General features: G+C 67.7%; 24 protein-coding genes and 3 pseudogenes. 9 read left to right on the forward strand and 18 right to left on the reverse strand.

Going from position 1 to position 25,807, the window contains the following annotated elements:
* The first annotated feature begins 17 nt into the window (after positions 1 to 17).
* The 4 genes from fabI to KB879_RS03565 all read left to right on the forward strand — a co-directional run bounded on the left by fabI (position 18) and on the right by KB879_RS03565 (position 2,931).
* A complete protein-coding gene (gene fabI, locus KB879_RS03550) occupies positions 18 to 797 on the forward strand; it encodes an enoyl-ACP reductase FabI (RefSeq protein ID WP_013955711.1) in 780 nt (259 codons plus the stop codon).
* Positions 798 to 885: 88 nt separating this feature from the next.
* A complete protein-coding gene (locus tag KB879_RS03555; protein ID WP_013955712.1) occupies positions 886 to 1,680 on the forward strand; it encodes a TOBE domain-containing protein in 795 nt (264 codons plus the stop codon).
* 94 nt (positions 1,681 to 1,774) lie between these two features.
* Positions 1,775 to 2,374: a LysE/ArgO family amino acid transporter gene (locus KB879_RS03560; RefSeq protein ID WP_013955713.1), complete on the forward strand. Its 600-nt coding sequence runs from the start codon at positions 1,775 to 1,777 to the stop codon at positions 2,372 to 2,374.
* A gap of 17 nt (positions 2,375 to 2,391) precedes the next feature.
* On the forward strand, positions 2,392 to 2,931 hold the full coding sequence (locus KB879_RS03565; RefSeq protein WP_013955714.1) for a class IV adenylate cyclase: 540 nt from the start codon (positions 2,392 to 2,394) through the stop codon (positions 2,929 to 2,931).
* On the opposite strand, the gene KB879_RS03570 is transcribed toward KB879_RS03565, so the two are convergent.
* From KB879_RS03570 to tnpA, 6 genes and pseudogenes are all read right to left on the reverse strand, one after another.
* On the reverse strand, positions 2,901 to 3,623 hold the full coding sequence (locus tag KB879_RS03570; RefSeq protein ID WP_035821992.1) for an ATP-binding cassette domain-containing protein: 723 nt from the start codon (positions 3,621 to 3,623) through the stop codon (positions 2,901 to 2,903). The genes KB879_RS03565 and KB879_RS03570 overlap by 31 nt on opposite strands.
* A gap of 11 nt (positions 3,624 to 3,634) precedes the next feature.
* Complete coding sequence (gene modB, locus KB879_RS03575; protein WP_013955716.1) at positions 3,635 to 4,345, reverse strand: molybdate ABC transporter permease subunit; 711 nt, start codon at positions 4,343 to 4,345, stop codon at positions 3,635 to 3,637.
* 18 nt (positions 4,346 to 4,363) lie between these two features.
* Entirely contained in the window at positions 4,364 to 5,137 is a 774-nt protein-coding gene (gene modA / locus KB879_RS03580) for a molybdate ABC transporter substrate-binding protein (protein ID WP_211980766.1), read from the reverse strand.
* A 210-nt stretch (positions 5,138 to 5,347) separates the two neighbouring features.
* Positions 5,348 to 5,542 (reverse strand): DUF1059 domain-containing protein, encoded by a 195-nt coding sequence (locus tag KB879_RS03585; protein WP_013955718.1) that lies wholly within the window; start codon positions 5,540 to 5,542, stop codon positions 5,348 to 5,350.
* 71 nt (positions 5,543 to 5,613) lie between these two features.
* Positions 5,614 to 5,745, reverse strand: a pseudogene (locus KB879_RS03590) (NAD(P)-dependent oxidoreductase); the annotation flags it as partial.
* Between the two features lie 80 nt (positions 5,746 to 5,825).
* Positions 5,826 to 6,125 (reverse strand): annotated as a pseudogene (tnpA, locus tag KB879_RS03595) (IS200/IS605 family transposase); the annotation flags it as partial.
* Positions 6,126 to 6,179: 54 nt separating this feature from the next.
* On the opposite strand from tnpA, the gene KB879_RS03600 reads away from it, so the two are divergent.
* Entirely contained in the window at positions 6,180 to 7,340 is a 1,161-nt protein-coding gene (locus KB879_RS03600; protein WP_049800573.1) for an RNA-guided endonuclease TnpB family protein, read from the forward strand.
* Between the two features lie 146 nt (positions 7,341 to 7,486).
* Here the strand turns inward: KB879_RS03600 and KB879_RS03605 are convergent.
* Positions 7,487 to 8,120, reverse strand: a pseudogene (locus KB879_RS03605) (NAD(P)-dependent oxidoreductase); the annotation flags it as partial.
* 177 nt (positions 8,121 to 8,297) lie between these two features.
* Between KB879_RS03605 and KB879_RS03610 the strand changes: the two are divergent.
* A complete protein-coding gene (locus tag KB879_RS03610; protein WP_211980767.1) occupies positions 8,298 to 8,858 on the forward strand; it encodes a nucleoside 2-deoxyribosyltransferase in 561 nt (186 codons plus the stop codon).
* Here KB879_RS03610 and KB879_RS03615 read toward each other — a convergent pair.
* The 6 genes from KB879_RS03615 to KB879_RS03640 all read right to left on the reverse strand — a co-directional run bounded on the left by KB879_RS03615 (position 8,855) and on the right by KB879_RS03640 (position 15,415).
* A complete protein-coding gene (locus tag KB879_RS03615; protein ID WP_211980768.1) occupies positions 8,855 to 9,460 on the reverse strand; it encodes a membrane integrity-associated transporter subunit PqiC in 606 nt (201 codons plus the stop codon). The genes KB879_RS03610 and KB879_RS03615 overlap by 4 nt on opposite strands.
* Entirely contained in the window at positions 9,457 to 11,112 is a 1,656-nt protein-coding gene (locus tag KB879_RS03620) for an intermembrane transport protein PqiB (protein WP_211980769.1), read from the reverse strand. Before KB879_RS03620 ends, KB879_RS03615 begins: the two co-directional genes overlap by 4 nt.
* On the reverse strand, positions 11,099 to 11,851 hold the full coding sequence (locus KB879_RS03625) for a paraquat-inducible protein A (protein ID WP_013955724.1): 753 nt from the start codon (positions 11,849 to 11,851) through the stop codon (positions 11,099 to 11,101). Before KB879_RS03625 ends, KB879_RS03620 begins: the two co-directional genes overlap by 14 nt.
* A complete protein-coding gene (locus tag KB879_RS03630) occupies positions 11,848 to 12,537 on the reverse strand; it encodes a paraquat-inducible protein A (RefSeq protein ID WP_153956884.1) in 690 nt (229 codons plus the stop codon). Before KB879_RS03630 ends, KB879_RS03625 begins: the two co-directional genes overlap by 4 nt.
* Positions 12,537 to 13,694 (reverse strand): AI-2E family transporter, encoded by a 1,158-nt coding sequence (locus tag KB879_RS03635; RefSeq protein WP_153956885.1) that lies wholly within the window; start codon positions 13,692 to 13,694, stop codon positions 12,537 to 12,539. Before KB879_RS03635 ends, KB879_RS03630 begins: the two co-directional genes overlap by 1 nt.
* Positions 13,695 to 14,275: 581 nt before the next feature.
* A complete protein-coding gene (locus KB879_RS03640) occupies positions 14,276 to 15,415 on the reverse strand; it encodes an HPP family protein (RefSeq protein ID WP_211980770.1) in 1,140 nt (379 codons plus the stop codon).
* Between the two features lie 136 nt (positions 15,416 to 15,551).
* Between KB879_RS03640 and KB879_RS03645 the strand changes: the two genes are divergently transcribed.
* Entirely contained in the window at positions 15,552 to 17,309 is a 1,758-nt protein-coding gene (locus KB879_RS03645; protein WP_211980771.1) for a chloride channel protein, read from the forward strand.
* Between the two features lie 8 nt (positions 17,310 to 17,317).
* On the opposite strand, the gene KB879_RS03650 is transcribed toward KB879_RS03645, so the two are convergent.
* Positions 17,318 to 17,737, reverse strand: coding sequence for an Lrp/AsnC family transcriptional regulator (locus tag KB879_RS03650; RefSeq protein WP_013955729.1), 420 nt, complete (start codon positions 17,735 to 17,737; stop codon positions 17,318 to 17,320).
* Between the two features lie 163 nt (positions 17,738 to 17,900).
* Here KB879_RS03650 and KB879_RS03655 point away from each other — a divergent pair, with 163 nt between their 5' ends.
* On the forward strand, positions 17,901 to 18,779 hold the full coding sequence (locus tag KB879_RS03655; RefSeq protein ID WP_211980772.1) for a dimethylarginine dimethylaminohydrolase family protein: 879 nt from the start codon (positions 17,901 to 17,903) through the stop codon (positions 18,777 to 18,779).
* Positions 18,780 to 18,813: 34 nt separating this feature from the next.
* On the forward strand, positions 18,814 to 19,905 hold the full coding sequence (locus tag KB879_RS03660; RefSeq protein ID WP_153954885.1) for an ornithine cyclodeaminase: 1,092 nt from the start codon (positions 18,814 to 18,816) through the stop codon (positions 19,903 to 19,905).
* Between the two features lie 48 nt (positions 19,906 to 19,953).
* On the opposite strand, the gene KB879_RS03665 is transcribed toward KB879_RS03660, so the two are convergent.
* From KB879_RS03665 to KB879_RS03680, 4 genes are all read right to left on the reverse strand, one after another.
* Positions 19,954 to 20,550 carry a helix-turn-helix domain-containing protein gene (locus KB879_RS03665; protein WP_211980773.1) on the reverse strand — a complete coding sequence of 199 codons (597 nt, stop codon included), beginning with the start codon at positions 20,548 to 20,550 and terminating at the stop codon, positions 19,954 to 19,956.
* Positions 20,551 to 21,044: 494 nt separating this feature from the next.
* A complete protein-coding gene (locus KB879_RS03670) occupies positions 21,045 to 22,364 on the reverse strand; it encodes a sigma-54 dependent transcriptional regulator (RefSeq protein WP_211980774.1) in 1,320 nt (439 codons plus the stop codon).
* Entirely contained in the window at positions 22,354 to 24,303 is a 1,950-nt protein-coding gene (locus tag KB879_RS03675) for an ATP-binding protein (RefSeq protein ID WP_211980775.1), read from the reverse strand. The genes KB879_RS03670 and KB879_RS03675 overlap by 11 nt, the downstream gene beginning before the upstream one ends.
* Positions 24,304 to 24,469: 166 nt before the next feature.
* Positions 24,470 to 25,780 carry a dicarboxylate/amino acid:cation symporter gene (locus KB879_RS03680; protein WP_211980776.1) on the reverse strand — a complete coding sequence of 437 codons (1,311 nt, stop codon included), beginning with the start codon at positions 25,778 to 25,780 and terminating at the stop codon, positions 24,470 to 24,472.
* Positions 25,781 to 25,807: the final 27 nt, after the last annotated feature.

The following is a 25,807-nucleotide window of genomic DNA, read 5'->3' on the forward strand; positions in this document are numbered from 1 at the left end:
GTCCAACAGGAGCCGCCATGGTCAACGTATCCAATCCGCCGCTTGCCGGCGCCCGTGTGCTGGTGGCCGGCGTGGCCAATGCCGATTCGATTGCGTGGGGCTGTGCCAGGGCGTTCCATGAACTGGGCGCACAGGTCGCCATGACCTACCTGAACGACAAGGCTTACCCGCACGTGGCGCCGCTGGCCGAAGCCATTCAGGCGCCCATCCTGATGCCGCTGGACGTGGAAGACGCGCAGCAGATGACGGCGCTCTTTGCGCGTATCGAGAGCGTGTGGGGCGGTCTCGATTCGATAGTCCATTCGATTGCGTTCGCGCCCAAGGCCGACCTGCAGGGCGGCCTGCTCAATTCGTCGGCAGAGGGGTTTGGGCGCGCCATGGACATCTCATGCCACTCCTTCGTGCGCATGGCGCGCCTGGCCGTGCCGCTGATGCCGCAGGGCGGCACGCTGTTCGCGATGAGCTATGAGGGCGCCAACCGCGTCGTGCCCAACTATGACCTGATGGGCCCGGTCAAGGCGGCGCTGGAAGCCAGCTGCCGCTACTTGGCGCACGAGCTGGGGCCGCTGGGTATCCGCGTCCACGCGATCTCGCCCGGGCCGCTGAAGACGCGCGCGGCCTCGGGCCTGAAGGACTTCGACCTGCTGCTGGCCGACGCCGCCGGGCGCGCGCCGCTGGGCGAGGTGGTCGACATCATGGACGTGGGCTTTGCCACTGCCTACCTGGCCACGCCGTATGCGCGGCGCATCTCGGGCAACACAGTCTATGTGGATGGTGGCGTGCACATCATGGCCTAGTGTCCTGCGCTGGACCGATCCGCAATTCGGATTACCATAGCCGCGTCTCGAACTCCATTGCGGTGCCGGCCACCGGCACCCGACATCCATGCTTGAACTCCAGGGAGCCATCTGGTTCCGCTCCGGCTCACAAGACTGGGGCGGCAAGGACCGCATCGCGCTGCTCGCCGCCATCGGCGAACACGGCTCGATCACCGCGGCCGCGCGCGCGGTCGGCATCAGCTACAAGGCCGCGTGGGACGCCATCGATGCCATGAACAACAGCGCGGGCGAGCCGCTGGTGGTGCGCGCCGCCGGCGGCAAGGGCGGCGGCGGCACGCACCTGACCGCGCGCGGCGAGCAACTGATCCGCACCTATCGTGCGCTGGAAGACGAACACCAGCGCTTTGTCGCGCAGCTGTCGCGCCTGGGCGAGGGGGCGGCCGACGATATCCACCTGATGAGGCGAATGATGATCAAGACCAGTGCACGCAACAAGCTGTTCGGGCGCGTGGCCAGTGTGCGCGGCGGCGCGGTCAATGACGAGGTCGTGCTGGCACTGCCCGGCGGGCAGCAGATCGTGGCCACCATCACGCATGAAAGCGTCGAAACGCTGGCGTTGGCCGAGGGCACCGAGGCGTTTGCGCTGATCAAGGCATCGTCGGTGCTGGTGGGGCTGCCCGATCCGGGGATGCGGCTGTCGGCGCGCAACCAGTTGCCGGGGGTGGTGTCGCGCGTGATGCCTGGCGCGGTGAACGCCGAAGTGGTGATCGAACTCGACGGCGGCGGTACGGTTGCGGCGATCGTGACCAATGGGAGTGTGGAAGCGCTGGGGCTGGAAGTGGGGGTGGCTGCGGTGGCGGTGTTCAAGGCGTCAAGTGTAATCCTGGGTGTAGTGGCGTGAGGTAGTCCTGCGGCAGGAATGGGAAGATGGGCGGGCATCGGCTGCCCCCGGCGTGCAATAATAGCCACCCAAAAAAACAGCCGTTCCACAACAAATGCACGCCGCTCTCGCCGGCTTCTCCCTCGGTCTTTCCCTGATTCTTGCCATCGGTTCCCAGAATGCTTTCGTGCTGCGACAAGGGTTGCGGCGCGAGCATGTGTTCTGGGTCTGCCTGGTGTGCGCGCTTTCCGATGCGCTGCTGATCCTGCTGGGTGTTTCCGGCTTTGCCGTGATGATCCGCGAGCTGCCCTGGCTGGGTGCGGCGATGCGCTATGGCGGCGCGGCTTTCCTGATCTGGTATGGCGCACGCAGCTTCCTGGCCGCGTGGCGCTCGAACGCGGTGCTGGATCCCAGCGACGCCGCGCCGCGGCCGCTTGGAGCCACGCTGGCGGTGTGCCTGGCGTTCACCTGGCTCAATCCGCATGTGTATCTCGATACGGTGATGCTGATCGGTTCGGTGTCGACGCAGTTCGCAGGGAACGCGCGCGAGTTCGCCGCGGGTGCCATGACCGCGTCGTTCCTGTTCTTCTTTTCGCTGGGCTATGGCGCGGCGCTGCTGCGGCCGGTGTTTGCGCGGCCGCGCGCGTGGCAGGTGCTGGAAGTGGTGATCGGCATCACCATGTGGGTGATTGCCGCGCGGCTGCTGCTGGGCTGAGCGCAGGAGAGAGACGCATGCCAAGAAACATCGAGATCAAGGCTCGCATTGACAGTATAGAAGCCTTGCTGCCGCATGCGGCAGCACTGGCCGACAGCGGTCCCGAATACATCCGCCAGGACGATACCTTCTTCCCCTGCGCCAACGGCCGGCTCAAGCTGCGCGAGTTCGCCCCCGACCGCGGCGAGCTGATCTTCTATGCGCGTGCCGACGAGGCGGGGCCGAAGGAGAGCTTCTACATCCTGTCGCCGACGCAATCGCCGGATACCTTGCGCGCGGCGCTGGCCGCGGCGCATGGCGAGGGCGGGCGGGTGCGCAAGCTGCGCACGCTGTACCTGGCTGGCCGCACGCGCGTGCACCTGGACCGGGTCGAGGCGCTGGGCGATTTCCTGGAACTGGAAGTGGTGCTGGCCGACGGCGAGCGCCTGGAGGACGGCGTGGCCGAAGCCCACGCATTGCTGGCGCGGCTGGGCATTCCCGCGTCGAACCTGATTGAAGGCGCCTACGTCGACCTGCTGCGCTCGGCTCAGGCCACCCGCGCCGACACCGGCGCGTAGACCGGCGGATGGTGGCGGCTGGTGCCGCTGCCGAAGATGCGGCCCTCGCGGATTTCCAGCACGTGGTCGCCCAGCGCCTCGACATCGGCGGGATCGTGTGAGATCACCAGCATCGGCACATCCAGGCTGGCCTGCAGCGTGCGCAACTCCGCGCGCATGCGCGCGCGCAGCGCGGGGTCCAGCGCGGAGAAGGGTTCGTCCAGCAAGACGATGTCGGGCTGCGCCACCAGCGCGCGCGCCAGTGCCACGCGCTGCTTCTGGCCACCGGAGATCTCGGCCGGGTAGTTGCCGACGATGTCGGCCAGGCCGAAGGCGTCGATCCAGCGCTGCGCTTCCGGATGCACGGCGCCGCGGCGCGGGTTGCGCCAGCCGCGCGACAGGCCGAAGCCGATGTTCTGGCCCACGTTCAGGTGCGGGAACAGCGCGTATTCCTGGAACAGGTAGGCCACACGGCGCTCTTGCGGGCGCACGTCGATACCGGCGTCGGCATCGAACAGCGTGCGGCCGTTCAGCACGATGCGGCCGCTGTCTGGCGCGAGCAGGCCGGCGATGGCGCGCAGCGTCAGGCTCTTGCCGGCGCCCGAGGGCCCGAACAACGCAATGCGCCGGCTGGCCGAATCGAAATCGATATCCAGTGCAAAGTGGCGGTCGGCCGAGACCATCTGCTTGCGGATGCTGACGTGCATGCTCATGGCGACTCGGCTTAGCGGATGCGCGGGCGCAGGCGCCGGCGTTCATAGAGTTCAGCGGGGTTGCGCGTGGCGGCCGGCACAAGGCGCCCGGCGACCACCAGCAGCAGCACGCAGGTGACGGAGGTCACCAATACCAGCAGGTTGGCGGTGTTGTCGTCGCCGGCCTGTACCGCCTCATAGATGGCGACTGACAGCGTCTGCGTGCGTCCGGGCAGGTTGCCGGCGATCATCAGCGTGGCGCCGAACTCGCCCAGTGCGCGGGCAAAGGCCAACAGCACGCCGGCGATGATGCCGCGCGCGGCCAGCGGCAGCGTGACGCGGAAGAAGATGCCGGCTTCTGGCACGCCCAGCACGCGGGCGGCGTTTTCCAGCTGATGATCCACGCCTTCAAAGGCGGCGCGCGCGGACTTGAGCACCAGCGGGAAGGCGACGATGGTGGAGGCCAGCACTGCGCCCTGCCAGGTAAAGACCAGTTCGATGCCCAGGCGCGCCAGCCACTCGCCGAATACGCCACGGCGCCCGACCAGCACCAGCAGGTAGTAGCCCAGCACCGTGGGCGGCAGCACCAGCGGCAGCGTCAGCACCGCATCGACCACGTCGCGCAGGGGCGAGCGCCAGCGCGCCAGCGCCCAGGCCGCGCCGACGCCGAGCACGGCATTCAGCGCGGTGGCCCAGCCGGCCACCTTCAGCGACAGCAGCAGCGGTACCCAGACGGCGTCCATGGTGCGCGCAACGCTCCGTCAGGGCTTCTGGAAGCCGAATCGCGACAGGACCGCCTGGCCTTCCGGCGAGGCGACGTAGTCGACGAACTGCGCCGCTTCCTTCTGCTGGCGCGTCAGGCTGGTGATGGCGATGGGGTAGGTCACCGGCGTGCGGCTTGGCACGCGCACGGCCACCTTGACCTTATCCGGCATCACCGCGGCATCGGTGGCAAAGACGAAGCCGGCCTCGACCTCGCCGCGCGCGACGTAGTCCAGGCTCTGGCGCACGTTCTGCGCCGGCACGCCCTTGGCGGCGACGGCGTCCCACAGCCCGGCCGCTTCCAGCGCGCCGCGGGTGTAGCGGCCCACCGGCACCGAGGCCGGGTTGCCGTAGGCGATGCGCTTCACTTCCGGGCGCGTCAGGTCCTGCAGCGAGGCGATGGCCAGCTTGCTGTCCGCGGGTACGATCAGCACCACCTGGTTGGCGGCGAAGTTGCGGCGCGAGGCCGGCGCGATCACCTTCTCGGCCTCGGCCTTGTTCATCGCTTCCTGGTCGGCCGAGGCGAACACGTCGGCCGGCGCGCCCTTGATGATCTGCTGCGTCAGCACGTCGGACGCGCCGAAGTTCAGCACCACGTGCGTGCCAGGATGGGCGCGCTCGAACGACTCGGCCAGCGACTTGAAGGCGTTGGTCAGGCTGGATGCCGCGGACACCACCAGGTCGGCGGCAAAGGCGGGCGGCGCGGCCAGCGCCAGCGTGGCGACGGAGGCGGCCAGCAGGAACCCGCGGCGGCAGGAACGGAGGGCAGACATCGGAATCCTCGGGATTCGGCCAGCCGGCGTGTGCGGCAAGGCCTGTGCGGGTGGGCTGTCAGGCGCAATATACGTCTGTATATAGCGCTGCGTCAATGATGTGCCATGACGGCCGTCATGGGTATTCGAAGTGGTATAAGTGCTGTATCAGGGACTGCGAATGAGCCCCAGGGGTGGGGGCCGGCGCCCCCGGGCGCCAGCCGTGCCGTTTCACGCCGGCGGCATGCCTTCCTTGAACAATGACTTCAACTGGGTGCGCAACTCAGGGGTGTCCTGATGCTGGTGCACCGCTACCGCGTGCTGGACCGCGGCTTCGAGCAGTTCGTCTTCGCTGTCGGCGCTCATTGCCACCGTGCAGTGGGTGTCGCTCGGGAACTCGCGGCAATCGATAAACTTGCGTGCCATGATGCCTCCTGACGCCGGCCCGCAGAGTGGGCTGGGGCCGGTGCATCCAGTATAGGCACGCGGGTAGCCTTCTACAGCACTGGCGTCAGTACCCTGCCGTCAGCCAGGAACGCATCCAGGCCGGCGCCGCCCAGGCGCCCGTCAACCAGCGCCGCGACCATTGCCGCCTCGTCGATCACGCTGCCGCGCGACACATTGACCAAGTGCGCGGCAAGCCTCGGCCTTTAGGCAGCCTTTAGGCCGGGGAAGGATAGCGCGGACGCCGTCGGCGTCCTTTCGGCGGCTAATGCGGCGTCTGTTGTTGCTCAATGTATTGGCGGATGATCTCGATGGGCGCACCGCCGCAGTTCCCTGCGAAGTAAGACGGCGACCACAGCGCACCGCCCCATAGTTTCTTGCTGATGCTCGGGTAGTTCTTCTTTCGGATCATACGGCTGGATACCCCTTTCAAGCTGTTTACCAGTGCGGACACCGCGACCTTTGGCGGGTAGTTCACAAGAAGGTGAACGTGATCGTCCTCCCCATCGAACTCCACCAGTTCAGCTTCGAAATCTGCGCAAACGCCGGTAAATATGTCGCGCAGGTCCTCTGCCGAATGTCATTGTCGTCGCTCGTAGGCCAAGAGTATGATTGGGCCATGCAGCGTCTTCAAGCATTCAAATACGAATTGATGCCGAACGGCGAGCAGCAGCGCAACATGCGCCGTTATGCCGGATCGTGCCGGTTCGTCTATAACAAGGCGCTGGCGTTGCAGAAACAGCGTTACGATCAAGGCGAAAAGAAGCTCAGCTATGCCGGTCTGTGTAAGCAACTCACGGAGTGGCGCAACAGCACGGAAACAGCATGGCTGGCCGATGCACCAGTCCATCCTCTTCAACAGACGCTCAAGGACTTGGAGCGGGCCTACACAAATTTCTTCGCAAAACGGGCCGACTTCCCGCGTTTCAAGAAGAAGGGTCTGGGCGACAGTTTCCGCTATCCCGACCAGAAGCAAATCAAGCTTGATCAGACCAACTCGCGTATCTTTTTGCCCAAGCTGGGCTGGCTGCGATACAGGAACAGCCGCGACGTACTCGGTGAGGTACGCAATGCCTGCGTCAGCCTGTCGGGCGGCAAGTGGTTTGTTTCGATCCAGACTGAGCGGAAGGTCGAGCGACCTGTGCCGAAAGCCACCAGCGCCATCGGCATCGACATGGGCATCGCTCGCTTTGCCACCATGAGCGATGGCACTTTCCTCGCGCCGCTCAACAGCTTTAGGAAGCACGAAGCCAGACTGCGCCGTGCGCAGCGGGCGATGAGCCGCAAGACGAAATTCAGCAACAACTGGAAGAAGTCCAAGGCCCGAATCCAGCGTATCCACGCACGCATCGGTAACGCCCGCCTCGACTACCTGCACAAAGCCACGACCACGATCAGCGAAAATCAAGCGATGGTGTGTATCGAGGACCTGAAGGTACGGAACATGTCCAAGTCAGCGGCCGGTTCAAGCGGGCAACCGGGCAAGAACGTCAGGGCCAAGTCCGGCCTGAACAAGGCCATCCTCGATCAGGGTTGGTACGAGTTCGGGCGTCAACTGGAATACAAGCTAGCGTGGAATGGCGGCTGGCTAATAGCTGTGCCACCACAGCACACCAGTCGCACGTGCCCTTGCTGCGGGCATGTATCTGCCGAGAACCGGCAGAGCCAGGCGAGCTTCGCCTGTGTGGCATGCGGCTATGCGAATCACGCCGACGTGGTCGGCGCGATCAACATTTTGGCGCGGGGGCACCGCGTTGCAGCCTGTGGAGAGTCGGCGTAGTCAAGCCGCTCTACGAAGCAGGAACCCACCGAAGTGACTACGTAGAGCATCACGTAGCGCCGTAGGAATCCTCGTCCTTTCCGCCGTAAGGCGGCAGCCAAAGGCTGAGGACGGGGAGGATGTCAACTCGCGCGATACCAGCCCGGCCCGGCCGTCGACGGCCCGCCGACGGTGGCCACCACCAGGAAGTCGGCCCACGTCGCCAGCGCCTTCAGAGTCAGGCTCGAAGCGCCACGGCGCGCCCTCGCGCAGGCGGCGGTTGTTGTACGCGATCTCCATGTCGAAGCCCTGCGCGCGGCGCGCGACGATCTCGCCGATGCGGCCCAGCCCCAGGATGCCGAGCTTCTTGCCCGACACGCGCGTGGTCAGCGGGAAGCCGCCCTGCGGCCAGCGCCCGGCGCGCACGAAGCGGTCGCCATGGGCGATGCCACGCGCCGCATCCAGCAGCAGCCCGAAGGCCAGGTCGGCAACACAGTCGTTGAGCACGTCGGGCGTGTTGCTGACCTGGATGCCGCGCGCGCGGGCCGCGTCCAGCGCGATCGCGTCATAGCCGACGCCGAAGCTGACGATGGCTTCCAGGCGCGGCAGCGCATCGATCAGCGCCACGCTGCAGCCGTGGCGCGCCGAGGTCACCACCACGCGCACCTGCTGGCCCTCGCTGCGCGCCCACGCGATCGGATCGGCCTGCTGCCACAGCGCGGCGGCGCCGTATTGTTGCTGCAGGGTGGCGTTGGTCTGCGGCGCGAGCGGGCCGACCTGGAGGATCTGGGGAGCAGGCATGGGATGCGGGATGCAAGGAGGGGACGGGCAATGGTAGCGCAAGGGCCTCCTATGCGCAGGGAGCAGGCAAAGCGTGCGCGCGCAAGTTGTGCGATGTTCGTGCAGGCCGGTGGTATCGCGCCCGCGGGCGGCGGGTTATGCTGCGATCCTGATCCCTGTTGCCCTACTTCACGTGCCATGAAAACCATCTACCTGGCTGGCTTCGACGTCTTTCGCAAGGATGCGCGCGCCTGGGGCGAGCACCTCAAGGCGCTATGCGCAGCGCATGGCTTCAGTGGCTTGTATCCACTCGACAAATCCGCGCCCGAAGGCCTGTCGGGTGCCGACACCGCGCGCTGGATCTATGACGCCAATCTCGCGCTGCTGCGGCGCGCCGACATGGTGATGGCCAACCTTGACGATTTCCGCGGACCGGGCGAGCCGGATTCCGGCACGGCGTTCGAGGTGGGCTTTGCGGTGGCGCTGCAGAAGCCGGTCTGGGCCTACAGCGCGGACGCGGGAACGCTGCGCGCGCGCGTCACCGTGGCCACCGACGAGGATGGCACGCCGCTGGATGCGCGCGGCTTCGTGGTGGAGAATTTCGGGCTGGGCAAGAACCTGATGCTGGCGTGTGCGGCGAAGCTGGTGCACGGTGGTGCGGCCGAGTGCCTGGCGGCGATGGCCGAGGCGATTCACCGGCGGGCCGCTGAAGCCGCCGCGCGCCGCGAGCGCGACACCGCGGCGTGGGGCGACGACTAAGGCCGCAGCGACTGCACCCCGGCCGCGATATCGGCCGCCGTGCTGGCGACGATCTCGCGGTACGCCGCCACGACGCCATCGACCGCGCCGGGCGCCGGCAGCTCTGCCTGGGTGCGGCCGCTGACCACCTTGCCGTCCGGCAGCCGCCGCACGGTCCAGTTGATGGTGGCGCCGGCACGCTGGCCCACGTCGGCATCCAGGCGCAGCACTTCCGTGGTGATCCGGTACAGCGGCTGCACGTCCGACATCCCCTGCTGATAGGTGTCGACCGCGCCCAGCGTGGCCTGCAGGCGTTGCGACAGCGCGTCGCGCAGCTCGTCGGGCAGCGGCGCGGACCAGCGCGCCAGGTCCAGCAGGCGCAGGCCGGCCTCGCCGCCATCGCGCACCACCAGTTGCGGGCGGTTGAGCCGCTCCGGCACGCGCACCGGCGCGACTTCCAGCCATAGCGTGTTGGTCGATGCCGGCGTCGTCGTGGCCGGCAGCGGCGCGACCGCGCCCTGCGCCAGCGTGTAGTAGCGCGGCTCGGGCGAGGCGCACCCGGCCAGCACGGCCGCGACCAGCGCGCCGGCGAGGAGGCTGGTGAGAGTAAGGCGCTTCATCATTCTTGCTCCGGCTTGCCGCGCAGCAGCGCTTCAGGGTGGCGTTCGAGGTAATCGGTCAGCGTGCGCAGCGACGTGGCGGTGCGCGTCAGCTCCTGCAGCATGCGGCGCGTGTCCTGCTGCAGCGGCGCGTCCGAGGCCAGCGTGCCGTTGGCCGCGGTCAGCGTCTTGCGCGCGTCCTGCAGCGCGGCCAGCACCTGTGGTGCAACGTCGCCGTTGAGCTGCTGCACCAGCTTGTCGGCCGTTGCCAGCGTCTTGTTCAGGCTGGCCACCGTGCTGCGCAGGTCCTGGCCGATCTGATCGAACGGCACCTTGTCGATGCGGTTGACGATGTCGCCGACCTGCGCCTGTATCTGATCGAAGGTGCCTGGGGTAGTGGCGAACTCAGGAATCGGCGCGTCCAGGTCGACCTTGGCCGGCGGCGCCTTCGGGAAGAAGTCGAGCGCCACGTAGAGCTGGCCGGTGAGCAGGTTGCCGGTGCGCAGTTGCGCGCGCATGCCACGCTGCAGCAGCCCCTGGATGATCTTGCGCGCGCGCTCGCGGTCTTCGACATCGCGTTCGCGGAAGCCCATGCGCGACGGGTACAGCTCCACCACCACGGGCATGCGGAACGCCTTCTTGTCGCGCTGGTATTCGATGCCGATCGAACGCACCTGGCCCACGATCACGCCGCGGAAGTCCACCGGTGCACCCGGCGACAGCCCGCGCACGGACTGGTCGAAATTGAGCACCGCCAGCGTGGGCGCCAGTTCTTCCGGCTCCTTCATCGCCTCGGCCTGGTCGTTGGCCAGTAGGAACTGCGTGTTCTCGGCCGCGGCGTCGGTGACGGTGGTGTGGTCCGGCGCCTGGAAGGCGACGCCGCCCAGCAGCACCGTCACCAGCGACTGCGTCGACAGCTTGAGCCCGCCGGCATCGAGCTTCAGGTCGACGCCGCTGGCATGCCAGAAGCGCGTGTCGGCGGTGACCAGCTTGTCATAGGGTTTGTTGACGAACACGCGCAGCGTGAGGTCGCGCCCGTTGGGATCAAGCTGGTAAGCCACCACCTGGCCCACCAGCACGCGCCGGTAGTAGACCGGCGAACCGATATCGAGCGAGCCCAGCTCCGAGGCGCGCAGCACGAACTGCTTGCCGGAGGCATCGGTGGTGACCGCCGGCGGCACTTCCAGCCCCTTGAAGTCGCGCGCGGATTCCTGCGACTTGCCCGCGTCCACGCCGATATAGGCGCCCGACAGCAGCGTCTCCAGCCCGGACACGCCACTGGCCGCAAAGCGCGGGCGCACCACCCAGAAGCGGGTGTCGGCCACGGCGAAGTTCTCGGCGTCCTTGGTCAGGTCAATCGACGCCACCACGTGCGAGCGGTCGCGCGCCAGCCGCACCGACTTGACCAGCCCGATGTCGACGTCCTTGTAGCGCACCGCGGTCTTGCCGGGCGTCAGGCCTTCGGCGGTGCGGAAGGTGACGGTGATCTCCGGCCCGCGCGAGGTCAGCGTATGCACCAGCAGCGAGATGCCGACCACCGCGGCCACGATCGGGATTAGCCACACCAGCGAGGGCAGCCAGCGCGCGCGGCGCCGGCGTTCGGGCCGCGGCAGGCCCGGCGGTGCCGGCGGGGGCGAACCCGCCGGCGTGGTGGCTTGGTTGTCAGTGTCGGGCATTGTCGTCTTCCAGCGAATCCCACAGCAGGCGCGGATCGAAGCTGAGCGAGGCCAGCATGGTCATGACCACGACCGCGCCGAAGGCCATGGCGCCGCCGCCGGGGATGATGGTGGCCAGCGCCCCGGCCCGCACCAGCGAGGCCAGCAGCGCCACCACGAAAATATCGAGCATCGACCAGCGGCCGATCACCTCTACCAGCCCGTACAGCCGGGTCTGCTGCCGGATCCGCCAGGTCGAGCGGAAATGCACGGACAGCAGCAGGAAGGTGAGGATCACCATCTTCAGCAGCGGCACGATGATGCTGGCGATCAGCACCAGCCCGGCGAGCATGTGCGAGCCGGACAGCCACAGGTAGATCACGCCGGACAGGATGGTGTCCTGCTGCGTGCCGAGGATGGACTGAGTCACCATCACCGGCAGCACATTGGCCGGAATATAGAGGATAAAGGCGGCGAGCAGGAAGGCCCAGGTACGCGCCAGGCTGTCGGGCTTGCGATGGTGCAGGGTGGCGCCGCAGCGCGGGCAGGGCTCGCCCTCCAGTGTGCGCGGGCTGACCAGGTCACAGGCGTGGCACGACAGCAGGCCCAGCCGGCTGGCGGTCGGGACCTGCGGCAGCGGGTTGCGCTCGTCGTCGTCGGTGAGTTCGGCCACCACCTCGCGCGCCAGCTGGCGCGGGCGGGCCAGGCGGCCGCCCGGCTGGCGGGGACGCTGCGTCGGCCGTTGCGTCTGGTCTGTCATCGGCCTTCCTCGCCCGCGGCCGTGGCATTGTCATCGGGTGTTTCCAGATGGCGCCACAGGTCGCGCGGATCGAACGACAGCATCGCCGCCAGCACGATCACCAGCGCAGCGAACGACCACAGCGCGACGCCGGGCAGCACGCGCGCCATGCTGGACAGCTTCACCAGTGTCACCAGCACGCCGATCATGAAGACTTCGATCATGCCCCAGGGCCGGGTCTGGCGGATGCCGCGCACGATGCGGTCGAAGCCTGCGGGCATGCGGTGCTGCGCCATCGGCACCAGCAGGTAGGCCATCATCAGCATTTCAGCCAGCGGGAACAGGATGGTGGTGGCGAACACCAGTGCCGCCACCAGCCCCATCTTGTCGGTGTACAGGGCCTGCACGGCGCCCAGCAGCGTGGTCTGGGTGCGGACCCCCTGCAGGTCCATCTCGACGATCGGGTAGGCGTTGGAGACCAGGAACAGGATCAGCGCGGTGATCACCAGCGGCAGCAGCCGTTGATACTGGCGGCGGCTTTCGCGGTAGAGCTCGCCGCCGCAGCGCAGGCACAGCGCGCGCTCGCCGGGCGAGATCGGCGTGCGTTCGTAGACCGCGTCACAGTATTCGCACGCCACCAGCCGGTGCAGCATGGCCGGCGACAGGTCGGGGGTGGCGGGCGCGCCGGGCGCGTCGTGTCCTGCCATCAGCCGGGGTGCTTGCCGGTCGTGGCCGGCGGGACGTCGGGGTTGTCGACCACGGCCGGCGCCGGCGGCGGGGCCGCCACTGCCTCGCCCTGCTTCAGGTCCTGCTTTAGCTCTGCCTGCGAGCCGATGGTCCAGTCGCGCAGCAGCGCATAGGCGACGGCCAGCAGCGTCGGGCCGATGAACACGCCCAGGAAGCCGAACGCCAGCGCGCCGCCGAGTACCCCCAGCATGATCCAGATCAGCGGCATGCCGGTGCCCTTGCTGATCAGCAGCGGCTTGACGATGTTGTCAGCCATGCTGACCACGCCCACGCCCCATATCACCAGGAAGACGGCCCAGCCGGTGGCGCCGGTGTGGTACAGCCACAGCGCGGCCGGCAGCCACACCAGCGGCGGGCCGACCGGGATCACCGACAGGAAGAAGGTCACGAAGCCCAGGATGGCCGCGCCCGGCACGCCCGCAATCCACAGGCCGACGCCGGCCAGCACCGCCTGGATGAAGGCCGTGCCCAGCACGCCGTAGACCACGCCCTTGACGGTGCTGCCGGCCAGCTCCAGCAGGTGGTCGGCGCGCTCGCCGGCGATGCGGTGCATGCCCGCGCGCAGCCAGGCAATGGCGAACTCGCCGCCGGTGTAGAAGAAGAACGCCAGGATGATGGACAGCGCCAGCTGGCCCAGCCCGGCGCCGATCGACAGCCCGGCGCCCAGCACCACGTGGCCAACCGGGGCGATCAGCTTGCGCAGGTTGGCGACCATCTCGGAATCGGCATTGATGACGCTGTTCCAGGAATTCTGCAGGTAGGAGCCGACATAGGGCAGGCTGCTCAGCCAGGCGGGTAACTGCGGGATGCCGTGTTCCATATAGCGGTCGACCAGCGCGGACAGCTCGTCCAGGTGCGCCGAGAAGCTGGCGCCGGCGTAGACGAACGGACCCAGCACCACCACGGTGGCGAGCAGCACGCAGATCAGCGCCGCCAGGCTGCGCCGGTTGCCCAGCCAGCGCGACAGTACCGTGTAGGGGTACCACGAGCTGAAGGCCAGGATCGCGCCCCACAGCAGCGCGGTGGTGAACGGCGCCAGCACCAGCAGTGAGCCGCCGATCAGCACGATCAGCGCGAAGACGGCTGCGATTTTCTCAATTAACTGGCCTGAACTCATGGATGGCTCTCCCTTGGACCCGCCGGTGTGACGGGAACGGCGTAAATATAGCTTACGTTGGGTGGGGCGATGCGGAAGGGGGAAGGTGGGTTAGTCGTCACTATGGCGGTGGGCCGCTGGGTGCGGCGTGTTCCCCATGATGGGGGCACAGTGCCATAGGTTTGTGAAGGTGGATAGCGGGTGGGGTGTTTGGCTTTTCGACAGGGGGCGGTATGTGGCGCTTGGTGGGCGTGGGCTGGTTCGCCGGCGTAGCCGGGAGTCACTTCTTGTCCGAGCGACAAAAAGTAACCAAAAAACGCGTCGCCTATGCGGCTGGCAATCAATTCCACGGCGCTGGTGGTTCGAGCGTGGTGCTTGCCGTTTGGGCGTGAGTGCCCGTTCGACCCTGCTACGCCATGTGAGTGTGGGGCAGTGCCTGCGTTAACCCACTATTGAACGATCCCCATGCAGGGCATAGGCCGCCTGCTGCAAACGGCATCGCGGGAACGCCTACGGCTGCTGCGCAGGCTCAAAGTGCGCTGGCGGTCATTGGGTGCTTGCGCGGCAGCCGAAGGCGTTGATGCGATGTCCGTGGAATGCCATCAATCCGGCACCGCCATCACCCCACTCTTGAGCAGTGCAGCAACAAGATCAGACTGCGTCACCATCCCCACCACGCGCCGCTGATCATCGATCACCGGCGCGTGGTGCAACCCGCCGTCGGAAAAGGCCTGTGCCAGTTCCACCATCGGCTGGTCGGCACGGGCTGTCACTACCGCCCGTGTCATCAGGTTGCGCACGGTACCAGCCAGCCGGCGCGCACCGGTATCACGCTGCGCCGCGAAAAAGTCGCTCTGGGTAACGATCCCCACCAGCCGCCGGGTGGCGTCCACCACCGGCAGGGCCTTGATGCGGTGCCGCGCCAGCAGGTGCCCGGCCTCATGCGCAGGCTGGTCCGGGGTCACCATGATCACGTCGCGCGACATGATCTCGCCGCACAGCACGTTGCCGAAGTGGCGCCGGTAGGCGCGCAACTGCGCGGCCACCAGGATCTGTTCGAGGTCGTCTTCTTCGATATCCAGGAATTCGCCGCGCACCTTCAGCGCAGCATCGAGGTCGGCGCGGGTAACGCCCACGCGCTGGGATGGCGGCACGTCCTTGGTCCCATGCTGCATGGCAGGCTCGGGCGGGCGGTGCGGGTAGCGCCGCCGCGACAGGTTGTTGAAGGCAAGCGCCATCATCAGCAGCAGCATCGAATTAAACAGCACCGGCACCGCAACAAAGCCGAAGCCCAGCGCACTGACCGCCGGCCCGCCGAATACGGCGGTGATGGCCACGGCGCCGCTGGGCGGGTGCACGCAGTGGAACTGGAACATCAGGGCGATGGCGATTGCCACGGCGACCGCTGCGGCCAGGCCAGGGTCCGGGATCCAGCGCGCGCACGCCACGCCGATCACCGCGGCAATCAGGTTGCCGCCAATGATCGACCAGGGCTGTGCCAGCGGCGATGACGGCACGGCGAACAGCAGCACCGCGGAGGCACCCATCGGCGCGACAAACCAGGGATTGAAGCCGCCCAGGGTCTGGTGGCTGATCCATTCAGTGCAGATCAGGCCCAGCAGGGCGCCCAGGCAGCTTTTGAAGCGCTCCTTGCGGCTGGCGGGGACGGGCAGCGGAACGAATGTGCGCAGCCATGCACGGGCATTCTGCGCCAGGGCGGAGACGGCGGGGGCGGTTGGCATTCTTGTGACGGGGGCGCTTTGGAATGGTGCGCGTAATATATCACGGGGTGATATATTTGGCCGCCTTTGGTGCGGTGCATCCCAATCGTGGGGCATGGCGCACCGCACAAGAGCGCATAAGAGCAAGGAGCCCCCAATGTCGTCTGTTTTGCCGGTCGAGAAACGCGACTATGCCGTCAATCGTCGCCTGCTGATGCTGTCCGTGATCGCGCTGGGCATCGGTGCGCTCAGCACCGTGGCGGCGGATGTGCTGGTGAACCTGATCCGTTTCTTCACCAACCTGTTTTTCTACCAGACACTGTCGCTGGCCGAGCGCTCGCCTGCCAATCATGCATTGGGTGCGTGGGTGATCGCGATGCCGGTCATCGGGGGGCTGATCGTCGGATTGATGGCGCGCTACGGCAGCGACAAGATCCGTGGCCATGGCATTCCCGAGGCGATCGAGGCGGTGCTGTTCGGCAAGAGCAAGATGTCGCCGCGAGTGGCGGTGCTCAAGCCGCTGTCGTCGGGCATCGTGATCGGCAGCGGCGGGCCGTTTGGCGCCGAGGGGCCGATCATCATGACCGGCGGCTCGCTGGCGTCGCTGCTGGCGCAGTACCTGCACCTGACCGCGGGCGAGCGCAAGGCGCTGCTGGTGGCGGGCGCGTGCGCGGGCATGACCGCGATCTTCGGCACGCCGGTGGCGGCGGTGCTGCTGGCGGTCGAGCTGCTGCTGTTCGAGCTGCGCCCGCGCAGCCTGCTGCCGGTAGCGCTGGCCTGCGCGGTGGCGGGGTTCCTGCGGCCGCTGTTCTTCGAGGCCGGTCCGCTGTTTCCGCTGCAGACGGCCGCGGCGGGCACGCCGGCGCTGCTGTCCTGCGTGCTGGCCGGTCTGCTCTGCGGCGTGCTGGGGGCAGGGCTGACGCTGGCGCTGTACCGCACCGAAGACACGTTCTCGCGCCTGCCGCTGCACTGGATGTGGTGGCCGGCGCTGGGCGGGCTGGTGGTCGGCATCGGCGGCTACTTTGAGCCGCGCGCGCTGGGGGTGGGCTATGACGTGATCGGCGACCTGCTGAACAACCGCATCGCCATCGAGATTGCGCTGGCACTGCTGGCGGTCAAGGCCGTGATCTGGATTGCGGCGCTGGGTTCGGGCACCTCGGGCGGCGTGCTGGCGCCGCTGCTGATGCTGGGCGCGGGCCTGGGCGTGGTGCTGGCGCCGTGGCTGCCGGGCGGCTCGCCGCAGTTGTGGGCGCTGGTGTGCATGGCCGGCGTACTGGGCAGCGTGCTGGGTGCGCCGCTGACGGCGATCGTATTCGCCTTCGGGCTCACGCACGACACGCAGGCGCTGCTGCCGTTGCTGCTGACCACGGCGGTGGCCTACGGCTTTTCGGTGCTGACCATGAAGCGTTCGATCATGACCGAGAAGATCGCCCGGCGCGGCCTGCATATCTATCGCGAATACGGTGTGGATCCGCTCGAGCGCGCCCATGTGGACGAGCTGATGACACGCGAGGTGGTTGCCATCGACGCCGAGCTGCCGGTGGCCGAGGCGATGGTGCGCTACTTTGGCGAGCATGCGGCCCATCGCGCCTACCCGGTGGTAGCCGAAGGGCGCGTGCTGGGCATGCTGGAGCGCGCTGCGATCCGGGGCCTGACCGCTGGTGAGATCCCGCCCGGCATGCGTTGCCGCGACCTGTTGAATGCGCCGGCGCATGTGCTGTTGCCTGGCCAGACCGCACGCGCCGCCGCGGGCCGCATGGCCGCGCTGAGCGTGGCGCGCCTGCCGGTGGTGGAAAGCGCCGAGACCATGCGCCTGGCCGGCATCCTGTCGCTGCGCGACCTGCTGCGTCCCAGCGGCAGCGTGTTCCACGAGGAATCGCGGCGCGAGCGCCTGCGCGGCCGCGCCGCAGCCTGAACGGATTCCTATTTGTAGGTCGACAGCAGGATGCTGGTCTCGGTGGCGCTGATGCCGTCGATCAGCCGGATCCGGTCCAGCGTGCGGTCGAACGCTTCCAGCGTATCGGCGCGCAGCTCGGCAATGATGTCCCAGCGGCCATTGGTGGTGTGCAGCGCCTGCACATTGGGTTCGCCGCGCAGCGCCTGCAGCACGGCGCGGGCCTTGTTGCCTTCCACGGCAATCGTCATCCAGGCGCGGATGCGGTGCGCTTCGGCCTCGGGCCGCAGGCGCACCGTGTAGCCAACGATCACGCCTTCCTGTTCCAGCTTGTCGATGCGGTTCTGCACAGTCGCGCGCGACACGCGCAGCGCCTGCGCCAGCGCCGTGACCGGCATGCGCGCGTTGTCGCGCAGGAGGGAAATCAGCTGGTGATCGGTGGCATCCATGGGGTGGGCAAAAGGCCTTTGCAAAGCGCCAGCATAGGCTGGCATTTTGATAAATGGCTCGCGCAAATTGCGCAAGTTGCTGGCTATTAGTTAACACCAGCTTGCCCGAGAATTCAATCAACCGATTGCTTTCCCAACGCCTGCCATTAAAAAAGGAGCCCCCGTGACCCACACCCCCACGATCCTGCTGGTCGAGCCGACCTTCTACGACGTGTCGTACAGCATCAATCCGTGGATGGATCCGGCTGCCTGGGCGCGCGACCCGCGCGGCATGCACCGCAGCGCCATGCAGTCTTTCGACGCGCTGCGCGAGGCGCTGGGCCGGGCCGGCTTTGCGGTGGAGGTGGCCCCCGGCGCGCCGGGGCTGCCCGACATGGTGTTCCCGGCCAACGCCGCAGTGGTGCTCGATGGACGTGCGCTGCTGGCGCGCTTCCGCTACCCGCAACGCCGTGGTGAAGAGGCGCCGTTCGCCGACATCTTCGGCACGCTGCGCGAGCGCGGCCTGCTCGACGAAGTCGCGCTGCTGCCCGAGGGCTGCTTCCAGGAAGGCGCGGGCGACTGCATCTGGGATGCGGGCCGCGGCCACTTCTGGGCCGGATTTGGTCCGCGCTCGTCGCATGAGGCGGCCGTGGCGGTGTCGGACTACTTCGGCAAGGACGTGGTGGCACTGGAGTTGGCCACCGAGCAGAGCTACCACCTCGATGTCTGCTTCTGCCCGCTATCCGGCGGCGAGGTGCTGTATTACCCGCCCGCCTTTAGCGAAGCGGCGCTGCGCGAGCTGCGCGCGCGCGTGCCGGCGCGGCTGCGTATCGAGGCCAGCGCCGACGACCTGCGCCACTTCAGCGTCAATGCCGTCAACCTCGACGACCAGGTGGTGATGACCCGCACCACGCCGCACCTGCGCACGGAGCTGGGCCGGCGCGGCTACCAACTGCATGAGGTCGACCTGTCGCCCTTCATGCTGTCCGGCGGCGGCGCCTACTGCATGACGCTGCGCCTGGATCGCCGCAGCGGGCCGGGCATCGCCGCTGCGGCGGCCTGAGCGCAGGCACCGCACCGACACAAAGGAGACGGTCATGAAAAGCACCGCCCTATCCCTATCCCTGTTCCTGGACGCCAGTGACGTGGCCCGGCTGGTGGCCGCCATCGGCCCGCAGGTCGCTATCGTAGACTTGGCCGGGCAGGTCCGGCAGGCCTTCCTGCGCTGGCACGATTTCGACAAGTCCGCGCGGCTGGCCAGCCATTCCGCGCGTGGCGTGATCGAGCTGATGCCGGTCAGCGACGGCGTCCAGTATGCATTCAAGTATGTGAACGGCCATCCGCGCAATGCGCTGCACGGCATGCCGACGGTGATGGCCTGCGGCTTGCTGGCCGAAGTGGAAACCGGCTTCCCGCTGATGCTGGCCGACCTGACGCTGGCCACCGCGCTGCGCACCGCGGCCACCTCGGCGCTGGCGGCACGCGCCATGGCGCGGCCCGGTGCGGCGACCATGGCGCTGATCGGCAACGGCGCGCAGGCCGAGTTCCAGGTGCTGGCCTTTCAGGCGATGCTGGGCGTGCGCGAGATCGCCGCCTATGACATCGATCCGGCCGCCACCACCCGGCTGATGCGCAACCTTGCTGGCGTACCCGGTCTTTCGATCCGCCGCGCAGGATCGATCGAGGCCGCCCTGGCCGGGGCGGACATTGTCTCAACGGTCACCGCCGACAAGACTCGCGCCACCATCCTCACGCCGGAAATGGTGCGGCCTGGCATGCACCTTAATGCGGTAGGCGGCGACTGCCCCGGCAAGACTGAACTGCATCCAGATATCCTGCGCCGCGCGCGCATCGTGGTGGAGTACGAAGCCCAGACGCGCATCGAAGGCGAGATCCAGCAGTTGCCCGCCGACGCGCCGGTGACCGAGCTGTGGCAGGTGCTGGCCGGTCACGCGCCCGGCCGCGCGGCGGCGGACGAGGTGACCGTATTCGATTCGGTTGGGTTTGCACTGGAAGACTACGCCGCGCTGCGCTGGCTCTACGCCGCAGCGCAGGCGCACCGGGCGGGCAGGGCGGTTGAACTGGTGGCGATGCCGCCGGATCCGCGCAACCTGTACGGGTGGATGATGGCGCAGGCCGACGGCGACGAAGCCGGGCTGGCAACGCCCCGGCAGGCGGCAGTGGCCTGAGGCCGCAGGCGATACCGGGGCCGGCATGGCCCCGGTATGCAGCCGTGCTCAGGCGGTGCGGCCCATCATCAGCTGGGCGCGCAGGAAGCCCTTGACCTCTTCCAGCGACGGCGTCTTCAGGAACACCATGATGCCCCAGTGCTGCAGGGCATCGGCCACGCCTTCATAGGCCTGGCGGTTGGTGATCACGGCAAAGATCACGTGCTGGCTGGCAAAGAAATTCTGCAGCTTCTCGATGATGGCCGACTCGGCGTCGTTCAGTTCGTCGACGTAGTACAGCACCACGCGCGGATGCTCGCTGACCGAGGTGATGACGGTATCCAGCACATCGTCGACCACCACGCTCTTGAGCGGCAGCCCCCACTTGGCAAGCTGGGCGTGGATGCGCTGTGCTTCCTGGTGGTTGGGGTGGAACACCACCAGGTCCAGGCCGTGCGGCGACGCCGATTCCGGCCCGATGCGCGTCGCCAGCAGGCGGTGCACGGTTTCCTTGTGGATGCGCCGATGGCCGCCGTTGGTCTTCCAGGCGCCAAGTTCGCCGCGTTCGACCATCTTCTGGACGGTGCCCAGAGAGACGTTAAGCAGTTTTGCCGCTGTACGCGTGCTGTAATAAGGCTTTTCAGCCAGTGCCGGATCCAGTTTCATCCCATCACCCGTGGTCCTGAAGGCAGCCGCGCCGGGACGGCGCCCGCGGCGCCAGGCACAAGCGCCGCGCGGTAGTCACTGCCAATGGTTGACTGACCCTGTGTCCTGGCCCGCTCCCCCGCCGGCCGGACGGCTTTCGTTATAAATTTGTTATTTCTTTCATTTCCAGTCGATCAGCGACTTTCTGGACATATTGAATGTCTGGGACTCTGATCTGCTGGAAGCCAATAATATGCCGCAAACGCCAATCGATCTGTAAGAAAAAACATAATTCCATCGCGTATTGGTTGTTTAACGCACATTGGTGCTTGCAGGCAGACACGACAGTAACGCAGACATGGATTTGCAGGGGTGGTTCCCCATGGCTGGACACAGCGTCTGAAGCATCCGCTGAATACAGCGGCCGCTTCAGAGTCCTGTCGTGACGTGACAGATCGCGTGGCATGGCCCGCGCTGCTGCCCTCGGTTCACGGTCCGCGCTTCACCGCGGCACTTCACAGCCCGTGCTTGCGCACCTTGTCGAACAGCGTGGTCTTGGCCACGCCCAGGGCTTCGCTGGCGCGGCTCAGGTTGCCGTCGTGGCGGCGCATGGCATCGGCAATCAGTGCGCGCTCGAATTGCTCGACTGCCTGCGCCAGCGGCAGGGCTTCTGGCGCGGTGGTGCCGTGGCCGGGGATGCAGCCCAGCCCCAGCACGTGGCGCTCGGCCAGGTTGCGCAGCTCGCGCACATTGCCGGGCCATGGGTAGGCTACCAGCGCGGCCAGCTCGGCCGGGGTGGCGGGAACAGCCTCGCGGCTGAAGCGCAACGCGGCCTGCGCGACGAAATGTTCGAACAATGCCGGCACGTCTTCGCGCCGCTCGCGCAGCGGCGGCAGCTCCAGCGTGATCACGTTCAGGCGGTAGTACAGGTCAGCGCGGAACTGGCCGGCATCGGAGAGCGCGCGCAGGTCGGCCTTGGTGGCGGCCACCACGCGCGTGTTGACCGGCACCGGCAGGTTGGAGCCAAGCCGTTCCACCACGCGTTCCTGCAGCACCCGCAGCAGCTTGATCTGCAGCGGCATCGGCATGCTCTCGATCTCGTCGAGAAACAGCGTGCCGCCTTCGGCGTGCTCGATCTTGCCGATGCGGCGGCGCGCGGCACCGGTGAACGAGCCGGCTTCATGGCCGAAGATCTCGCTCTCGAACAACTGCTCTGGCAGGCCCCCGCAGTTGATGGCAACAAAGTTGCGCGCGTGGCGCTGGCTGGCCTCATGCAGGCAGCGCGCCACCAGCTCCTTGCCGGTGCCGGTCTCGCCGTGGATCAGCACATTGGCGTCGGTGCCGGCCAGGTCGGCGATCAGGCGGCGCAGCCGCTCGACCGTGGGCGAATGGCCGATCAGGTGGGCTTCCAGCTTCTGGCGTCCCGCCAGCCGTTCTCGCAGTTCTGACACTTCCAGCGCCAGCCGGCGCTGCTCCAGCGCGCGGCGCGTGGCGTCTACCAGTTGCTCGGGCGAGAACGGCTTTTCCAGGAAGTCGTAGGCGCCTTGCTTCATCGCCTGCACCGCCAGCCCCACGTCGCCGTGGCCGGTGATCATGATCACCGGCAGGGCCGGGTCGCGCTCGCGCAGTTGCGCGAGCAGCGCCATGCCGTCCTGGCCCGGCAGGCGAATGTCGCTGACGACCACGCCCGCATAGCCCGGTCCGGCCTCGCGCAGCGCGGCCTCAGCGCTGCCCACGCCGCGCGTGGCGATGCCCTCCAGGCGCAGCGCCTGCTCGCAGCCCAGGCGCACATCGGCATCGTCCTCGACGATCAGTACGGTCAGGTCAGCCGGCATGCTTTGCATCCTGTGGGTTGGCGTCGTGCCGTGCCAGCGGCAGCACCAGCGTGAAGCAGGCGCCGCCGTCCGGGTGGTTGGCGGCGGACAGGCTGCCGCCGTTTTCATTGAGGATGCCGGCCGACAGCGTGAGGCCGAGCCCCAGGCCTTGCCCGGCGGGCTTGGTGGTGAAGAATGGCTCGAACAGCCGTGCGAAGGCTTCCTCGGACAAGCCGGCGCCGTTGTCGCGCACGGTCAGGTGGACCATGGCGCCCGCCACGTGCGCGTGCAGCGCAATGCGCGGCGCGGACTGGCCGGCGACGGCATCGAGCGCGTTGCCGAGCAGGTTCACCAGCACCTGTTCCAGGCGGTTGGGATCGCACACCACCGCCAGCGTCGGATCGATATCGCGCTGGAGCGCGGGCTGGACCGCGTCCACGCGTGTCTGCAGCAGGAACAGCGCGTTGTCCACCGCTTCGGCCAGCCTGGCCTGGCGGCGGCCGTTGCCGGACTTGCGTGCAAACGACTTGAGCGCGCCGGTGATGCGGCCCATGCGCTCGACCAGCCCGATGATGGTGTCGAGGTTGGTGCGCACGGTGGCGTAGTCGCCGCGCTCGAGGAACTTGCCGGTGTTGCCGGAGATGGTGCGCAGCGCCGCCAGCGGCTGGTTCAGTTCATGCGCGATGCCGGTCGACATCTGGCCTACGGCGGCCAGCTTGCCTGCCTGCAGCAGCCCGTCCTGGGCCTGGCGCAGCACGGTCTCGGCACGGATGCGTTCGGCTACCTCGGCCTGCAGGCGCTGGTTGGAGGTGGACAGGTCGGCGGTGCGATCGGCCACCTTGCGCTCCAGCTCGCTGTTGGCCGCCTCCAGCGCGGCGCGCGCCGCCAGGCGCTCGTTGACGATGCGCCGGCGCACGTTCCACGCCGCCCCCAGCAGCAGCACGAAGGCGCTCAGCACGCCGGCCAGCGCCGCCGTGTTGAGCGCGGCCACGCGCGCCTGCGAGGTATTGGTCAGCAGCGTGAGCTGCCAGTCGGTGCCGGGCAGCGCGGCATGCTGCGCCAGCATCGGCGGGCCGCGGTGCAGGCGCACCAGTTCGTCGCTGCTGCCGCCGTTGCCGTTGTTCAGCTTGCGCACCAGGGTCAGCGGCAGTTGCGGCAGCGGGGCGCGGTTGTACTGCAGGCTGCGCGTGAGCCGCTCGCGCGCCTCGGGTGACAGGGGGCGCAGCGCGGCCAGCTTCCACGACGGGTCCGAGGCCAGGATCACCACGCCGTTCTCGTCGGTCAGCAGCATCTGGCTGTCGGCACCCTGCCAGCGGTTCTCCAGTGGCTCCAGGCCGATCTTGACCACCGCCACGCCGACCGGGTTGTCGCGCTCGCCCAGCGGGGCCGACAGGTAGTAGCCCGATTCGCTGCGGGTGGTGCCCACGCCGTAGAAGCGGCCCAGCTGGCCGTCCATGGCTGACTGGAAGTACGGGCGGAAACTCAGCGCTTCGCCCAGGTAGCTGTCCGGGCGCTGCCAGTTGCTGCTGGCCAGCACCTTGCCGTGCGCATCCAGCACATAGATCACGCGCGTGCCGGCGCGGGTATTGAGGGCGCTCAGGTAGTCATTGGCGCGTGCCGCGCGGGCGGCGTCGTCCGGGCGCAGCAGCAGCGCGGCGATGCGCTCGTCCAGCGACAGCAGGCCGGGCACGTAGTCGTAGTGGGCCAGCTCGCTTTCCAGTGCCTGCGTGTACAGCCGCAACTGCACCTGGCCGCGTTCGGCCTGGCGCGCCAGCGCGGTGTCGTAGCTGTAGCGGTAGCCGAGCGAGCCGGCCAGGCCCACCAGCACGGTCAGCGCCAGCAGTGCGAGCAGCGGCGCAAGGCCGCGCAGGCCGTGGGGCAGGCGCGAGCCGGCGGGTGCGGCGGACGCAGGTGCGGTGGCGCGGGTGGTATCGCCGGGAGGGTGTAGCGGACCGGTCATCAGGTGTTGGGTGAGGCAGGTGGCAAAGCCGCCGCGCGGGCAGGACGGGCGGGGGCCGGCGCGGGTGCCTACTTTTACCACACCAGGGGGGCAGTGCCGCGCCAGAATGCAAAAAGGCCCGGTTGCCGTATCGGCAACCGGGCCCTGGCACGCCTGGCGGACGGTATTACTTGCCCGCGAGGACCTGGGCAGGTGCCAGGCCGGTGGTGGTATCCGCGGCGGGTTCATCCTCCTCGGACGGTACCGGCGCGCCGATGGCGCCTTCGCTTTTGGCGACGACGGCGGTGGCAATCGCATTGCCGAGCACATTGGTCACGGTGCGACCCATGTCGAGTACGTGGTCGATGCCCAGCACCAGCAGGATGCCGGCCTCCGGCAGGCCGAACATCGGCAGCACGGCGGCGACCACCACCAGCGAGGCGCGCGGCACGCCCGCGATGCCCTTGCTGGTGACAAGCAGGACCAGCAGCATGGTGATCTGCTGGGTCAGCGACAGCTGGATGCCGTACACCTGCGCCACGAACAGCGCGGCAAACGAGGTGTACATGATCGAGCCATCCAGGTTGAACGAGTAGCCCAGCGGCAGCACGAAGTTGGTGATGCGCTCCTTGACGCCGAAGTGGGTCAGCTGGTCGATCACCTTCGGGTAGGCCGATTCGCTGCTGGCGGTGGCGAAGCCGATCATCAGCGGCGCGCGCATCATCTTGAGCAGGCGGAACACGTCGCGGCCCAGGAAGAAGTAGCCGCCGGCGATCAGCGCCACCCACAGCAGCGCCAGCGCCAGGTACAGGCTGCCCAGCAGCTTGGCGTACACCACCAGCACGCCCAGGCCCTGCGCGGTGATCACCGCGGCGATCGCGCCGAACACGCCCACCGGGGCAAATGCCATCACGTAGTTGGTGACCTTCAGCATCACCGTGGCGAGGCCTTCGATGCCTTGCAGCACGGGCTTACCCACGCCGTCCTTGACCGTGCCCAGCGCAAAGCCGAAGAACAGCGAGAACACCACGATCTGCAGGATCTCGTTGTTCGCCATGGCCTCGACAAAGCTCTTGGGGAACATGTGGGCGATGAAGTCGCGCAGGTTCAGCGCGCCGGTCTTCAGGTTCGAGGCGGCGTCAGCCGGCGGCAGCGGCAGGTTCATGCCGTGGCCGGGCTCCAGCAGGTTGGCCATCACCAGGCCCAGCAGCAGCGAGGTGATCGAGGCGCCAACGAACCACATCATCGCCTTCAGGCCGATGCGGCCCACGGCGCGGCCATCGCCCATGCTGGCGATGCCGGCCACCAGCGTGGCGAACACCAGCGGGCCGATGATCATCTTGATCATCCGCAGGAATACATCGGTCAGGATGGACAGGTGGTCCGCAATCGATTTGGCGGTGGCGGCGTCCGGCGCCATGTTGTGCGCGGCGGTGCCGACCAGCACGCCTAGCAGCATCGCAATGAAGATCAGGGTGGGCAGTCGATTCAGTTTCATCGTGGATCAGGCCTCTGCGTCCGTCTC

The sequence above is a fragment of the Cupriavidus sp. KK10 genome (assembly GCF_018223725.1).
GTDB classification, from domain to species: Bacteria; Pseudomonadota; Gammaproteobacteria; order Burkholderiales; family Burkholderiaceae; genus Cupriavidus; species Cupriavidus necator.